The organism is Desulfolutivibrio sulfodismutans DSM 3696 (assembly GCF_013376455.1).
GTDB lineage: Bacteria > Desulfobacterota > Desulfovibrionia > Desulfovibrionales > Desulfovibrionaceae > Desulfolutivibrio > Desulfolutivibrio sulfodismutans.
In genome coordinates, this window is sequence record NZ_CP045504.1 from 2702254 (window position 1) to 2717366 (window position 15113).

Below are 15113 nucleotides of genomic sequence, written 5' to 3' on the forward strand. Positions count from 1 at the left end.
CCGGAACCATAAGGAGCCGCCATATGAAAATGATCAGGGCCATCGTTCGCCCGGAGGCGTCGGATACGGTCGCGGACGCCCTGGCCGAGGCCGGGTTCTACACCATGACCAAGTTAAGCGCCTTCGGGCGCGGCAAACAGAAAGGCCTGACCGTGGGGACCATGCACTACGATGAACTGCCCAAGGTGATGCTGATGATGGTCGTGGCCGACGACAGCGTGGAGCCGATCTTAAAGATAATCAAGGATTCCGCGTGTACCGGCAATTTCGGCGACGGCAAGGTATTCGTCACCCCCGTGGAAGCCGCCTTCACCGTGCGCACCGGCCAGATGGGCCTGTAAGGAGGACGCGGCCATGAAAGAGATCATCGCCATCATCCGTCCCAAAAAGGTGGGGGCCACCAAGGAGGCCCTGGACGCCCTGGGATTTCCCAGCTTCATGGCCATGGCCGTCCTTGGTCGGGGGCATCAGCGCGGCATCGCGGCCGAGATCGGCTGCGAGATTCCCGAGCACCTCCTGGCCCAGGGCCGCAGCGGCGGCATGAAGTACATCCCCAAACGCATGCTGACCCTTGTCGTCCCTGACGCAAACGCGGACGAGGTGGTGAGGACCATCATCGCCGTCAACCAGACCGCCCAGATCGGCGACGGCAAGATATTCATCAGTCCGGTGGACGACGCCTTGCGGGTCAGAACCGACGAAACCGGCGAAAGCGCCATACTCTAAAGCGAGTCTGAGCATGCCACATCATCTGTTCAAGTGCAGCGAATGCATTCCGGAACGCAAGCAGCACGCCGTCATAAAAGGCCTCGGCGAGACCCTGGCCGACGCCCTGCCGCTGGGATATCTAAACACCATCCCCGGCTCCATCTCCGAACGCGGCTGCGCCTACTGCGGGGCCAAGCACGTCATCGGCACGCCCATGAAGGACGTGATCCACCTAAGCCACGGCCCCGTGGGCTGCACCTACGACACTTGGCAGACCAAACGCTACATCAGCGACAACGACAACTTCCAGATCAAGTACACCTTCGCCACGGACATGAAGGAAAAGCACATCGTGTTCGGGGCGGAAAAGCTCTTAAAGCAGACCATGCTCGACGCCTTCAAGGCCATGCCCCACATCAAGCGCATGACCATCTATCAGACCTGCGCCTCGGCGCTGATCGGCGACGACATAAGCGCCATCGCCCAGGAGGTCATGGACGAGCTGCCCGAGGTGGACGTCTTCGTGTGCAACTCTCCGGGCTTCGGAGGCCCCAGCCAGTCCGGCGGCCACCACAAGATCAACATCGCCTGGATCAACCAAAAAGTCGGCACCTTCGAGCCCGAGATCAAAAGCGACTACGTGATCAACTACGTAGGCGAATACAACATCCAGGGCGACCAGCCGATCATGGACGACTACTTCAAGCGCATGGGCATCCAGGTGCTGTCCACCTTCACCGGCAACGGCTCCTACGACGACCTGCGCGGCATGCACCGGGCCCACCTCAATGTCCTGGAATGCGCCCGTTCGGCGGAGTACATCTGCAATGAACTCAGGAAGCGCTACGGCATCCCGCGCCTGGACATCGACGGGTTTGGGTTCGGGCCGCTTGGGGCCTCGCTTCGCAAGGTGGCGCTTTTTTTTGGCATCGAGGATCGGGCCAAGGCCATCATCGATGAGGAGACGGCCCGCTGGAAGCCGGAGCTGGACTGGTATGCGGCCAGGCTCGAAGGTAAAAAAGTCTGCCTGTGGCCCGGCGGCTCCAAGCTGTGGCACTGGGCGCATGTCATCCACGACGAGATGAAGCTCAACGTGGTCTCGGTCTACACCAAGTTCGGGCACCAGGGAGACATGGAAAAGGGCATCTCGCGCTGTGAGCAAGGGGCCCTGGCCATCGACGATCCCAACGAACTGGAAGGCCTTGAGGCCATGGACATGCTCAAACCCGACATCATCTTCACGGGCAAGCGGCCGGGCGAAGTGGCCAAGAAAATCCGCGTGCCGTACCTAAACGCCCACGCCTACCACAACGGCCCCTGGAAGGGCTGGGAAGGATGGGTGCGGTTTGCCCGCGACATCTATAACGCCATCTATTCACCCATTCACGAACTGGCCAAGCTCGACATCAGCAAGGACGAGATTCCGGCGGACAAGGGATTCGTCACCCGGCGCATGCTCTCCGATGTCAATCTTCCGGACGAGATCCGTAACTCCGCAACGATGCGTCCCTACTCCGGCGACTACGACTGCCTGCCCAATTACATGGGAAAGACGTACCCCTACATGGAAAAAACGCCAGCCCCGTCGACGGCGGCGTAGGGAGGAACGCGGCATGGACGACCTGCGCACCGAACGTATCGAGCAACTCCTGGACTATATCATGAAGAAGTGCCTGTGGCAGTTCCACTCCCGGGCCTGGGACCGCAAGGACCAAAACGAGAACATTCTGACCAAGACCAAACAGCTCCTATGCGACGAGAAGGTGACCTTGGAGACCCCGGCGGATCGTTGCTACTGGGTGGACGCGGTGCTTCTGGCCGAGGCCTTCCGGGAACGCTACGGCTGGCTTGGCGGGCTTTCCAGGGACGACATTGCGGATATCATGCAGGGTCTACACGATCGGCTGGACTATCTGACCATCACTGGCTCGCTCAACAAGGAACTCACAGACCAGCACTATTAACCGCAACGACGCCACGTCGCACAAAAACAAAAAACGCCAACGCATCGTCCGCGTCCCCCCCGCCATGGGGCGGGGACGCGGCGCGACAAAAGGAAACGTCTATGACTTGCGAACTCATGGAAAGATCGCGGCCCGGCATCATCAACCCCATCTTCACCTGCCAGCCTGCCGGGGCGCAGTTCGTCAGCATCGGGATCACCGACTGCACCGGCATCGTGCATGGCGGCCAGGGATGCGTCATGTTCGTGCGGCTGCTCTTCTCCCAGCACTTCAAGGAAAGCTTCGAACTGGCCTCATCCTCGGTGCATGAGGACGGGGCGGTCTTCGGAGCCTGCACGCGGGTGGAGCAGGCCGTGGACGTGCTTCTCATGCGCTACCCCCACGTCAAGGTGGTGCCGATTATCTCCACCTGCTCCACCGAGGTCATCGGCGACGACATCGACGGCGTGGTCACCAAGTTAAACACCGGGCTGCTCAAGGAAAAATACGCCGACCGCGAGGTGCATCTCATCCCCATCCACACCCCGAGCTTCGTGGGCAGCATGGTCACTGGCTACGACATCGCCATGCGCGACATCATCATGCACTTCGCCCAAAAGACCGAGCCAAGCAACAAGCTCAACCTCTTCACCGGCTGGGTGAACCCCGGCGACGTCACGGCGCTCAAGCATCTGCTGAAAGAAATGGACGTGGAGGCCACGGTGCTTTTCGAGATCGAGAGCTTCGATTCGCCGCTTATGCCCGAGGGCAACCACGTCTCCCACGGGTCCACAACCATCGAGGACCTGCGCGGCGCGGCTGACGCCGTGGGAACCCTGGCGCTCAACCGCTACGAGGGCGGCAAGGCGGCCGCGTATCTTTCGCAGGAATTCGATATCCCGACCATCATTGGACCGACTCCCATCGGCATCCGCAACACGGACACGTTCCTGGCCAACGTGAGAAAGCTTACCGGCAAACCCATCCCGCAGTCCCTGGTGCGCGAGCGCGGTGTCGCCATCGACGCCCTGACCGACCTGACGCACATGTTTTTCGCGGACAAGCGGGTGGCCATCTACGGCAATCCGGACCTAACCATCGGACTGACGGAGTTTTGCATCGACCTGGAGATGAAGCCCATGGTGGTGCTGCTTGGCGATGACAATACCAACTACGCCAAAGACCCGCGCATCAAGGCCCTTCAGGAACACGTGGACTGGGACATGGAGATCGTCACCAACGCGGACTTCTGGGAGCTCGAAGACCGCATCAAAAACAAGGGCTTAAAGCTCGACCTCATCCTCGGACACTCCAAGGGCCGCTTCATCTCCATCGACTACGGCATTCCCATGTTCCGCGTGGGCTTTCCCACCTACGACCGGGCGGGCATGTACCGCCACCCGGTGGTGGGCTACGCCGGGGCCGTGTGGCTGGCCGAACAGATGGCCAACGTGCTCTTCACGGACATGGAATACAAAAAGAACAAGGAATGGATTCTCAACATGTGGTGATCGCCACCTGACCGCACATGGCGCATTGGCCGCCGTCAGCCCCGTTCCCTCCCCCGCGCCTGGGGACGGGGCGCCAGGGCGGATGGGAAAAACCCCTCCCCGCACAAGGAGCCTAGACCATGACCCGCCTGCTCACCCTGACCCAAACTCCGACCGAAAGGCGTGGCGAAAATTCCGAGCCTTCGGGGGCGATGCTGTATTTCGTCTACGGCTCCAACATGAACAGCGCCCAGCTCCAAGCCCGGGGCGTTCGCCCCACGCGCACGTTTACGGCCAAGCTCCCCGGACACCGCCTGACCTTCCACGGCCATTCCCGCACCTGGGACGGGGGACTCGAAACCGTGGTCTCCGACCCGGAACAGGACGTCTACGGCGTGGTCCTGGTTCTATCGTCCACGGAGGCCGACGCCCTGGATTCCTGCCAGGGGGTGCGACTGGACGGCACAGGCAGCCATTTCCATTTCCCGACCATGGTCTACGACACCCACGGCGACGGGCACGAAGTCCTCATCTTCAAGCTTGACGTGCTCGGAGAACCGCGAAAGCCAAGTCGGGAATACCTGGAATGCATCGTCTCCGGGGCGCTGGAACGGAACCTGCCGCCGCTTTACGTGGACCGGCTCACCCGCCTGGAGGCCCGCAAGGCCGACTACGCGGTACCGGTTCCAGGGAGGTTGATGGGTGCCTTCACCATCATGTCCTGCGCCGGATGCGGGCAGGATGACCCGTTCGACGAGGACTGAACTCCGGCCGGGCTGGGCGCTGTCCCTGGAGAGGAAAAAAGCGGGCCTTCCGGTTCCCGGATTTTGGCCATACACTGGCCCGAAGAACACGAGATGCCGGAGCACAAGGAGCCTCACATGCCTCATCCAACTACCACCCATCCCCACGGTCCCATGCGCCGCAAGGACCGGGAAATCACCGACCGCGCCGCCATCGACGACATCATCCGCAACGGCCGGGTCATGCACCTGGGCCTTTGCCAGGACAACGTCCCCTTCGTGGTCCCGCTTTTCTACGCCTACGACGGGCAGTGTCTCTACTTCCACAGCGCCCGGGCCGGAACCAAGATCGGGATCATGAAGAAAAACCCCGTGGTCTGCTTCGAGATCCTGGATTTCCAGGGGATCATCGACGACGACGCGCCCTGCGACTTCGAGGCCCGGCACCGCACGGCCATCGGCCTGGGCACGGCGGTCTTTCTCGAGGACGAGACGGAAAAGATCGCGGCCCTGAACCTGATCGTGGCCCGGTTCAGCGCCCGCAGCTTCGTATTCCCGAAAACCAAGCTCGGCGGCACGACCGTGGTCAAAATCGAGATCACGTCCGTCAAGGGCAAGACCCACGGCCTGTCGTAACCGAAAGGCCGCTTACGACCGGCCCCCGAGATAGACGTTTAAGTCGGCGATGAAGCCGTCCGGATCGGGCACGCCCCGGTCGGCCAGGAGGCGGCCCAGGCTGCACGGATAGCCGCCGGAACAGGTGAAAAGCGACACCCCGTTTTTCACGCAGTAGGATATGGCCCCGGGCATATCCATGATCTTCTCCACCAGGGTGTCCCGGGTGATCGGGTCCATACGACGCGCCTCCATCATGTGCGCGGCGGCCCAAGGGCCGCCGCGCCTTGCATGTTCGGGGTTGGGGTTGGGTCGGAGGGAGTCCTCCGGAGGCCAAAGGGCTTCGCCCTTTGGAATCCCATGGCGAATCTTTGGCCGTGGCGTCGTTCCGGATGAACCCCTTTGTCCGATCTAGTACAGCCCGAGCTTGGACTCGGACAGGCTCATGAAGATGTTCTTGTACTGGGTGTAGTGGTCGAGCATCATGTGGTGGTTCTCCCGGCCGACGCCCGACTTCTTGTATCCGCCAAACGGCGCATGCGCGGGCAGGATGTTGTAGGTGTTCACCCACATCCGCCCCGTGGCCACGCCCCGGGCCACACGCATGGCCCGGTTGACGTCCTTCGTCCACACCGCGCCGCCCAGGCCGTAGTCGTTGTCGTTGGCCATGGCGATGACCTCGGCCTCATCCCGAAACTTGATGCAGCAGGCCACCGGCCCGAAGATTTCCTCCCGGGCCACGCGCATGGAGTTTTTCACGTCCACAAGGAGCGTGGGCTGCATGAAGCTGCCCTTGTCCAGGGGCGCGTCGGCCATGCGCTTGCCGCCCACGGCCACCTTGGCCCCCTCCTCCTGGCCGACCTCCACGTAGGCCAGGATCTTCTCCAACTGGTGGCGGTTGATCTGCGTGCCCATGACTGTGTCCTTCTCCCAGGGCAGCCCCACCTTGATGCGGGAAAAGGCCGCCGTGGCCGCAGCCACGTACGAATCGTACACGTCCTCGTGAATGAATATCCGCGACCCGGCGCAGCATACCTGGCCCTGGTTGAAGAGGATGCCCAGTTGGATGCCCTCCAGGGCCTTGTCGAACTGGGCGTCGGGGAAGATGATGTTGGCCGACTTGCCGCCGAGCTCGAGCGTGGAGGGAATGAGCCGTTTGGCGGCGGCTGAGGCCACGGTGTAGCCGACCTCGGTGGAGCCGGTGAAGGCCAGTTTGGCAAAGCCGGGATGGGCCAGCATGGCGTTGCCGGACACCGAGCCCCGGCCGGTGATCACGTTGACCACGCCCGGAGGCAGGACCGTGGCCATGAGCTTGGCCAGCTCCAAAAGCGACAGGGGTGTTTCGCTGGAGGGTTTGATGACCACGCAGTCCCCGGCGGCCAGGGCGGGGGAGAGCTTCCAGGCGGCCATAAGCAGCGGGAAGTTCCAGGGGATGATCTGGCCCACCACGCCCAGGGGCTCGCGCAGGATGATGCTCAGGGTCTGGTCGTCGATCATGGCCGCGTGGCCTTCCTCGGTGCGGATGGCGGCGGCGAAGTAGCGGAAGTGGTCCGAGGACAGGGGTACGTCAATGGCCATGGTCTCCCGGATGGGCTTGCCGTTGTCGAGCGTCTCCACCATGGCTAGGTGTTCGGCGTTGTCGTCGATCAAATCCGCGATGCGCAGGAGCAGGGCTGAACGTTCCTGGGGGCTGGTCTTTTTCCAGCTCGCAAAGGCCTTCCCGGCGGCGGCCACGGCCTTGTCCACATCTGCGGCGCTGGCGTCCACGCAGGTGGCCAGGGGCTCGCCGTTTGCCGGGTTGGTGGTCGTAAACGTACCGCCTCCCTCGCTTTCCATCCACTTTCCGTCAATAAACAAGGCATAGTGATCGTCGATACGCGGTTTCATGAGGAACCTCCTTGGGGTATCCCGAAACAAGACGAAAAACAGACCGGCAACGCCTTTTGTGGTGGCACAACGACCCTCCCGATTTCCCATGGGTCGGAGAAAAGATGGCCCAAAACCGAAATGGCCAGGCCCCTTCTCCCGGTTTCGCGGACTCCGGCCGCCATGCCGGGATATGTGCGGAGGGAGTGCCGCTCGCACAGATTCTTATGTTTTTTTAAGCATAACGTAACCGGCAGGTCAACACGGCGCTTCGGTATTTTTGGAAGTCCATCTTCGCAACACCAATCCCGAGCGCCAGCAACCCCGCGCCGTCGCATCAGGCGCAGGGATGAGGCAGCCCTTCGAAGCCGTCAAAACAAATCCGTTGCCCCGGCAAGCGTCCCTGCCTGCCTCACGCCACTGAAATTATCCCCAATGGCCAGACCCGCCTGTCGGAATACGCATCCCTGCGGCGGCACAACTCAAGGCCACGCCCGCAAACTCCACGATGGCGTCTTCGTCGATACGGCCCTCTGCCAGTCGCACGATGTGCGGGCTTGAGGAAAACTCTGGCTTCGGCCGGAGTTTTCTTGTATACTGGCGAATGATCAAAGAATTTACTTTCTCCTGCTCCCATTGTAAAATTTGTTAACAATTTTTGCTTGAATTGCGAGTCGAAACCATACATCATGCATATGGACTGTTTCTTGGGCACACCCATCTGCAGGTGCATGCCAATGCATGGCCATTGATCCATCGCCATAACCTGCGGCGTGCAGCGCAAGCTGAAATACATGAATGATGCCGCGCCGGAGCGAAGACTGGCGACCCTTAAACCTTTCCTGCAAAAACGCCTTGGCATCCTCCGCCGTGGCGACGGATGCCGGGAAGGGGCGGACCAGACGGCCAACCGCGCGGGGAGGCAGGCACAACGCGGACGATGCGCCGATATCACGGCCAACGAGGCACGACATGCCGAGGACACCATGCCAGACAGGGATATGACCCGTGAGCAACTTCTCGCCGAGAGGCGACGGCTGTTGTCGGAACTGACGGAGGCCCGACGGACCATCCAGGAACTTCGCCAGGCGCCTCCCTCGCCCGAACCCTGGCAATCCCCTCCCGGGCCCAGAAAGACCTCCCGCAGGCATCCTCCAAAACCGGCCAAACTGCCCGAACCGCCCGGTGCGCCCGAACGCATTCCCGACGCCATAAACGGCGCGTTCACCGAGGCCGATTCGATCCTGACGGCGGCCTTCGACGGGTTTCTGGCCAGCGACATGCACGGCCGGATCGTGCGGGCCAACAACGCCTTGGCGGACATGCTCGGCTTCAGCATTCGGGAGTTGATCGGCAAGGGCCTCTGGGACATCGACGTCACGGCCTCGGAGTCGGACGTGATCCGCCGCATCACGCAGAGAGCGACGAACGGAGGCAGGCTTTTCGAGACCGTCCTGCAGCGCAAGGACGGCGGCTTCGTCGACGCCGAGGTCAGCTCCTTCCATCTGGATCACGACGGCGGGCGACTTGTCGCCTTCCTGCGGGACGTCACCGAGCGCAAGCGGATGGAGCGCACCCTCAAACTCACCCAGGCCTCCATGGACACGGCAGCCCTGGGCATCTTCTGGATAGCCCCGGATGGGCGTCTTCTGTACGTCAACGACATCACCTGCCAGCGCCTGGAATACTCCCGGGACGAGTTGCTGGCCATGAACATCGCGGATGTGGACCCGGTCTTCCCTATGGGCTCGCGCCGGAACCACTTCAAACCGTACAGGAACACCCAGACCCTCCGGTTCGAAACCATCCACCGCTCCCGCAGCGGCAGGGACATCCCGGTCCTTATCACCAGCAACTATCTGGAATTCGAGGACCAGGAATTCGAGATCGCCTTTGCCGAGGACATAAGCGAACTCAGGCGGACACAAAGCGACATGGCCCGCAGCCGGGCTGCGCTCGAGGAAAACCAGGCCAGGCTGTCCCTGGTCATGGATCTGACGGACATGGCCCCCTGGGAAATGGACATCGCGACAAACACCTTCACCTTCGACGACCGGTTCTATGCCCTGTACGGGACGACGGCCGAACGCGAGGGGGGGCCGCTCATGCCCGCCCAGACCTACGCCAGGGAATTCGTCCATCCCGAGGACGCCTGGATGATCGCCGACGAGGTTCGCAAGATCCTCGCGGCGGATGCGCCCGGCTACGAGGGGCAGGTGGAGCACCGCATCATCCGGCGCGACGGCGCGCTCCGGCACATCGTGGTCCGCTTCCGCCTCATCCGGGACGAGGCCGGTCGGCCGGTCAAGACCATCGGCGCGAACCAGGACATCACCGGGCGAAAGCAGGCTGAAGAGGCCCTGGCGCGCAGCGAACAACGGTTCCGGAACCTCCTGGGCGACATGGAGATGGTCGCCGTGCAGGGATACGACCGGGACCGCCGGGTCATCTACTGGAACAGGGCCAGCCAGCGCCTCTACGGATATGCCGAGGCCGAGGCCCTGGGGCGGCGCCTGGAAGACCTGATCATACCCGCCCCCATGCGTGAGGGGGTCATCCGCAACATCCAGGACTGGCTGGACAACGGGGTGTCCATCCCGGCCGGAGAGCTGCACCTGCTGCGCAAAGACGGCACGCTGATCCAGGTCTACTCCTCCCATGTCATGCAGGAGACCGCATCCGGGCACAAGGAGATGTACTGCATCGACGTGGACCTGACCGAGATCAAGAAGGCCCATGACCAACTGGTGCAGGCAAAGGAGGCGGCCGAGGCCGCCAGCAAGGCCAAATCCGAATTCCTGGCCAACATGAGCCATGAAATCAGAACCCCTTTAAACGGCATCCTGGGGATGCTCCAGCTTCTCACGGACACGACGCTTGATGAGGAGCAGACCCAGTTCATCAGCCTGGCCATGGACTCGAGCAAACGGCTGACGCGGCTTTTGTCCGACATCCTGGACCTGTCCCGGGTGGAGGCCGGCAAGATGCAGATGCAGGTCGAGGTTGTCGATCTCGACAGCGTGGTGAAGCAGCTCGCCGCACTTCACGAACCGGTTTCGCTCCAGACCGGGGTGCGATTCCAGTGTACGGCGTTTCCCGGGCTGCCCAAGGCCGTCCTGGGCGACAGCATCCGGTTGCAGCAAGTCCTGACCAATCTGGTCGGCAACGCCTTCAAGTTCACGACGTCGGGCAGCATTGCCCTGGAGGCCTGTCCCCTGCCGCCGCGCCGTCCCGGGGAGGCCCAGGTTCTTTTTAGCGTCGCCGACACCGGGTGCGGCATGGACGACAGTCTGCTTTCGAAGCTCTTCGAACCGTTCGTCCAGGCCAGCCAGGGGTTCACGCGCCGCCATCAGGGGGCCGGACTCGGCCTTTCCATCGTCAAGCGGATCGTGGAGCTCATGGGCGGAAACATTGCCGTCGAAAGCACGCCGGGGGCGGGCACGACCTTTTTCATCGCCATCCCCTTTGCGCTGCCGTCCCCGGGCGCGGCGGACGGACGGCAGGCCCGCCTGGGGGACGGCGCGCCAGCGCCGAGGGCCTTGCGGATATTGATCGCCGAGGACGACATGGTGAGCCTTTTGGCGGTCTCCAGGCAATTGGGGAAAAAGGGACATCGCACGCACGCGGCGCATGACGGCGCAGAGGCCGTGGAGGCCGTGCGGAAGATGGATTTCGACCTTGTCCTGATGGACGTGCAGATGCCGACCATGGACGGCGTGGCCGCCACCAGGCTGATCCGGGACGCCGGGGCGGGCGCGGCCAAGGCGGATATCCCGATCATCGCCATGACGGCCTTCGCCATGGCGGGCGACCGGGAGAAGTTTCTTGCCGCAGGGATGAACGACTACGTCGCCAAGCCCGTCGACCACGCCGATGTGGAGGCGGCCATCGCCCGGGTGATGTCTCTGCCGAAAAGCGCATCGCGTCGGTGACGCCAGGTACGGATTGCGGCGCGAAAGCCCGCTCCCCGATACTGGCCCTCCACTGCACGAACTTTTCCTTTTCTCATCAAGCCCAGGCAATACCATTGTATCGACAATGCCTCTATCCTCATGCCGCACCCCCCTTCTGTTTCGCCCATAAAGCGAAAACTATTTGCACCAAGAGACTGTACGAATCCCTGAATTGCTTGCACAGGGACAGACTCAAATGCTACTGTTGAAGGAATCTATCCACCCGGAAGGGGGCGCGGTTGAAAAATATCGGCCTGGTTGCGATTCTCGTGCTTCTCATCCTCTGCCCCCATCCCGCATGGGCAGACTCGCCCGCCACCAAAAACATCCTGGTGCTTTTATCTTATGATTTCAGGGAGAACTGGTCATCTGCGATTCTAGAAGGCATAAGCGGCGCACTTGGTGACGCACAGGTGCAGATGCACGTTGAGACCCTGGACGTCCGACGTCACCACGGGGAAGACTATCAGACGGAGTTTAAACGTTTTTTGGCGGTAAAATACGCCAATATCCATTTCGAACTGGCCATCGCCGCCGACAATGCGGCGTTCGAGTTCCTCTTACGGCTCAGACCATCCATTGGTTCGAATCTTCCGGTCGTTTTCTGCGGCGTCAACAACTTCACTCCGGAAATGATCGCCGGACAAGCCAATGTCACCGGGGTCAACGAGGCCGTGGACGTCGCCGGAACGGTGAATCTTGCGTTGCGGTTGTTCCCCGGGACATCGGAAATCGCCGTGGTCGCAGGAACCACCGGGGTCGGGGTCGTGAATCTGGACAATTTCCACAAGATCATCCCGCTTTTCTCACGACCCGTCCGCATCACGGAATTTGTGGACGTCCCTGCTGACACCGTCGCCGACGCCCTGAACAGCCTGCCTCAGGATGCCCTCGTCTTTCGGATGGACAATCTACGTGCCGACGACGGCTCCGATATCCCCCTGGCGCAAAGCATCGCCCTTTTATCCAGCGCGTCCCGTTGCCCGGTTTTTTCCTTCTGGGATTTCGACATGGGCCAGGGGGCCTTGGGCGGCGTTGCGGTCAACGGCCTGGCCCAGGGCAAGAAGGCGGGGGAGTTGGCCCTTCTCGTCCTGCAAGGGACTCCGGCGGACCTGATCCCGGTCGTCATGGACAGTCCGAACATTCCCATGTTCGACTTCGCCCTCATGCAACGTTTCGGCCTGGATGTCCGCGACCTCCCTGATCGGGCCATCGTGCTCAACATGCCCCTCTCGTTTTACACCACGTACAAGCCGTACATCTGGGCTGGCTCGGCGCTTGTCCTGGTCATGGCGGCATGCATTGCGTGCCTTTCCATGGCCCTTGTCGGGAGAAGCCGGGCGGAAAAGGCCCTGGCCGCCAGCGAGGCGAGATACCGCATGTACGTGGATACCGCTCCGGAGGGCATCTTCATTGCGGATGTCCACGGCCGCTATGTGGATGTCAATCCCGAGGCCTGCCGACTCACCGGATACGAAAGGTCCGAGTTGCTCGCCAAAAGCCTGCACGACCTCCTGCCGACAAAGGGGCAGTCCGAAGGGCTTTTGCATTTCCAGCGGTTGCAGAACGAGGGGATTGCAACAGGCGAACTTCTGTATCAACGCAAAGACGGCGAGGTTCGATACTGGGCAGTCTCGGCGACACGGTTATCCGAAGACCGTTTCCTCGGCTTTGTCCACGATGTGACGGATCGCCGCAGACTCGACGAAACCCGGTGCATCTTTTTGGAGCTTCTGGACAACGCGGAACACATCGTCGTCTTCAAAGACGTACAGCTTCGGTATGTCATGATCAACAAGGCCTATACCGTGCTGACGGGCCATTCGCTTTCGGATGTCGCGGGCAAAACCGACATGGAGATGTTCGCCACGCTCTCCTCTTTGGAACAAATCGAGGCGTATATCGAAAATGACCGCAAGGCGCTGTCCCTGCCTCAGGGGCAATGTCTGACCATCGAGGAAGGCACGCAGGGGCCGGATGGGTCGGTACGCACCTTTCTGACGAAAAAATTCCCTGTCTATGCCCAGGATGGCCGCCTCCTGGGAACAGGAACCATCGCCTCGGAGATCACCGAAAGAAAGCAGGCTGAAAAGGCCTTGGCCCAAAGCGAACTTTTTTTGCTGGAAACGCAACGCATTGCGCGGGGTGGCGGTTGGAAGGCCAACATTGAAACCGACTACCTCTACTGGTCTGACGAGGTCAACCGGATCCTGGAAATGCCTTTGGATTACAAGCCATGCCTCTCGGAAGGACTCACCTTTTATTCGCCGGAATACCGTTCCGATATCAAGACAATGCTCACCTCGGTGCTCTCAAATGGCGGATTTGGCGAATTGGAATGTGAGATCACCACAAGATCCGGCAAGCGGAAGTGGATATACCTGCGGTGTGTCGGAAGGGACACGGCGGGCGGAAATGCCTGCGTCATCGGCACCATCCAGGATATCCATGAACGGAAAGTCATCGAACGGGAGCTGCTGTCAGCAAAAGAGCGGGCCGAACTCGCCAACCAGGCGAAATCCGAATTCCTGGCGAACATGAGCCATGAAATCAGGACTCCGCTCAACGGCATCATGGGCATGCTGCAGATTCTACGTGAGGCGGATCTTGAAAAAGAACACGTCCAATTCGTCGAGATGGCCATAGAATCAAGCAAGAGATTGACCCGGCTGCTCTCCGACATTCTGGATCTGTCCAGGGTCGAGGCAGGCAAGATGCAGATCCAGACCGAGCCGTTTGACCTCAAAAAACTGTTGCAGGATTTCATCGCCCTGCAGGAACCGGTCTCGATCCAGACCGGCGTGCGCCTCCGGCCCGTGATGCATGAGGCGCTGCCCCAAATGGTGTGCGGCGACAGCATCCGCATACAGCAAATCCTGACCAACCTGGTGGGGAACGCCTTCAAATTCACCCGGTCCGGGAGCATCGTCCTCGACGCCAGCCCCCTGCCGCCGCGCCATCCCGGAAAGACCTGGGTGCTGTTCACGGTGGCCGACACGGGGTGCGGGATGGACGACAGTCTGCTTTCGAAGCTCTTCGAGCCGTTTGTCCAGGCCAGCCAGGGATTCACACGCTCACACCAGGGGGCCGGCCTCGGCCTTTCCATCGTCAAACGCATCGTCGAGCACATGGGGGGATCGATCACCGTTGAAAGCGAGCCCGGGGCAGGAACCACCTTTTATGTCTCAATTCCCTTCCTGACGGCGCCGACAACAGGCGAACCGGACGGGATGAAACAGGAACATGCCCTCCCCGGGCGCAGGGCGAAACGGATTCTGCTGGCCGAGGATGAAAAGGTGAGCGCCCTTGCCGCCTCCTGGCAGCTCAGAAAGGAAGGATACCTCATCGATACGGCCCAAAACGGCCAGGAGGCCATCGCCCTTCTGCGGGAGAAGGAGATCGACCTGATCCTCATGGACGTGCAGATGCCGGTCATGGACGGCGTCGAGGCCACCAGACGAATCCGAAGCGGCGAGGCCGGGGCGGACAAGGCCGCCATCCCCATCATCGCCCTGACGGCCTATGCCATGGAGGGGGACAAGAAAAAACTTCTTGAGGCCGGAATGGACGATTACGTGGCCAAACCGATGGAACGCGACGCCCTGTTGCGGGCGATAGAGCGGGTTCTCTCGGCGTGCGCGGGCGGCGGCCTCAGGCCGACCTCCACAGGCGACGCCGCTTGAAACGGCCGGAACGGCATGGAAAAGGACACGCCCGCCGATCGCTGCGGCGCAACGCGTCTGGCGGCAGGGGAAATGTCTGACGAAGACGCATCCGCATCCCGCAAAGAACAAA

12 protein-coding genes are annotated in these 15113 nt (G+C 61.5%); 9 read left to right on the top strand and 3 right to left on the bottom strand.

Going from position 1 to position 15113, the window contains the following annotated elements:
- The first annotated feature begins 23 nt into the window (after window positions 1–23).
- From GD606_RS12370 to GD606_RS12400, 7 genes are all read left to right on the top strand, one after another.
- Window positions 24–341, top strand: coding sequence for a P-II family nitrogen regulator (locus GD606_RS12370; protein WP_163300295.1), 318 nt, complete (start codon window positions 24–26; stop codon window positions 339–341).
- Window positions 342–354: 13 nt separating this feature from the next.
- Window positions 355–726 carry a P-II family nitrogen regulator gene (locus GD606_RS12375; RefSeq protein ID WP_163300296.1) on the top strand — a complete coding sequence of 124 codons (372 nt, stop codon included), beginning with the start codon at window positions 355–357 and terminating at the stop codon, window positions 724–726.
- A 13-nt stretch (window positions 727–739) separates the two neighbouring features.
- Window positions 740–2308, top strand: coding sequence for a nitrogenase iron-iron protein, alpha chain (anfD, locus tag GD606_RS12380; protein ID WP_163300297.1), 1569 nt, complete (start codon window positions 740–742; stop codon window positions 2306–2308).
- A 13-nt stretch (window positions 2309–2321) separates the two neighbouring features.
- Window positions 2322–2672, top strand: a complete 351-nt coding sequence (gene anfG / locus GD606_RS12385) for a Fe-only nitrogenase subunit delta (protein WP_163300298.1) — start codon at window positions 2322–2324, stop codon at window positions 2670–2672.
- 101 nt (window positions 2673–2773) lie between these two features.
- Window positions 2774–4162 carry a Fe-only nitrogenase subunit beta gene (gene anfK / locus GD606_RS12390; protein WP_163300299.1) on the top strand — a complete coding sequence of 463 codons (1389 nt, stop codon included), beginning with the start codon at window positions 2774–2776 and terminating at the stop codon, window positions 4160–4162.
- A 119-nt stretch (window positions 4163–4281) separates the two neighbouring features.
- Entirely contained in the window at window positions 4282–4905 is a 624-nt protein-coding gene (locus tag GD606_RS12395) for a gamma-glutamylcyclotransferase family protein (RefSeq protein WP_163300300.1), read from the top strand.
- A gap of 117 nt (window positions 4906–5022) precedes the next feature.
- The gene (locus tag GD606_RS12400) at window positions 5023–5520 is read left to right on the top strand and encodes a pyridoxamine 5'-phosphate oxidase family protein (protein WP_211922055.1); all 498 of its coding nucleotides are present in this window, start codon (window positions 5023–5025) and stop codon (window positions 5518–5520) included.
- Window positions 5521–5532: 12 nt separating this feature from the next.
- Here the strand turns inward: GD606_RS12400 and GD606_RS12405 are convergent, their stop codons facing one another.
- The 3 genes from GD606_RS12405 to GD606_RS12415 all read right to left on the bottom strand — a co-directional run bounded on the left by GD606_RS12405 (window position 5533) and on the right by GD606_RS12415 (window position 8339).
- On the bottom strand, window positions 5533–5739 hold the full coding sequence (locus tag GD606_RS12405) for a hypothetical protein (RefSeq protein WP_163300301.1): 207 nt from the start codon (window positions 5737–5739) through the stop codon (window positions 5533–5535).
- 171 nt (window positions 5740–5910) lie between these two features.
- Window positions 5911–7386, bottom strand: coding sequence for an aldehyde dehydrogenase family protein (locus GD606_RS12410; protein ID WP_163300302.1), 1476 nt, complete (start codon window positions 7384–7386; stop codon window positions 5911–5913).
- 596 nt (window positions 7387–7982) lie between these two features.
- Window positions 7983–8339: a hypothetical protein gene (locus GD606_RS12415; protein WP_163300303.1), complete on the bottom strand. Its 357-nt coding sequence runs from the start codon at window positions 8337–8339 to the stop codon at window positions 7983–7985.
- A gap of 12 nt (window positions 8340–8351) precedes the next feature.
- On the opposite strand from GD606_RS12415, the gene GD606_RS12420 reads away from it, so the two are divergent.
- Together GD606_RS12420 and GD606_RS12425 are read left to right on the top strand one after the other, a co-directional pair.
- Window positions 8352–11297: a PAS domain S-box protein gene (locus GD606_RS12420; RefSeq protein ID WP_163300304.1), complete on the top strand. Its 2946-nt coding sequence runs from the start codon at window positions 8352–8354 to the stop codon at window positions 11295–11297.
- A 260-nt stretch (window positions 11298–11557) separates the two neighbouring features.
- Complete coding sequence (locus GD606_RS12425) at window positions 11558–15001, top strand: ABC transporter substrate binding protein (RefSeq protein WP_163300305.1); 3444 nt, start codon at window positions 11558–11560, stop codon at window positions 14999–15001.
- The last annotated feature ends 112 nt before the right edge of the window (window positions 15002–15113 follow it).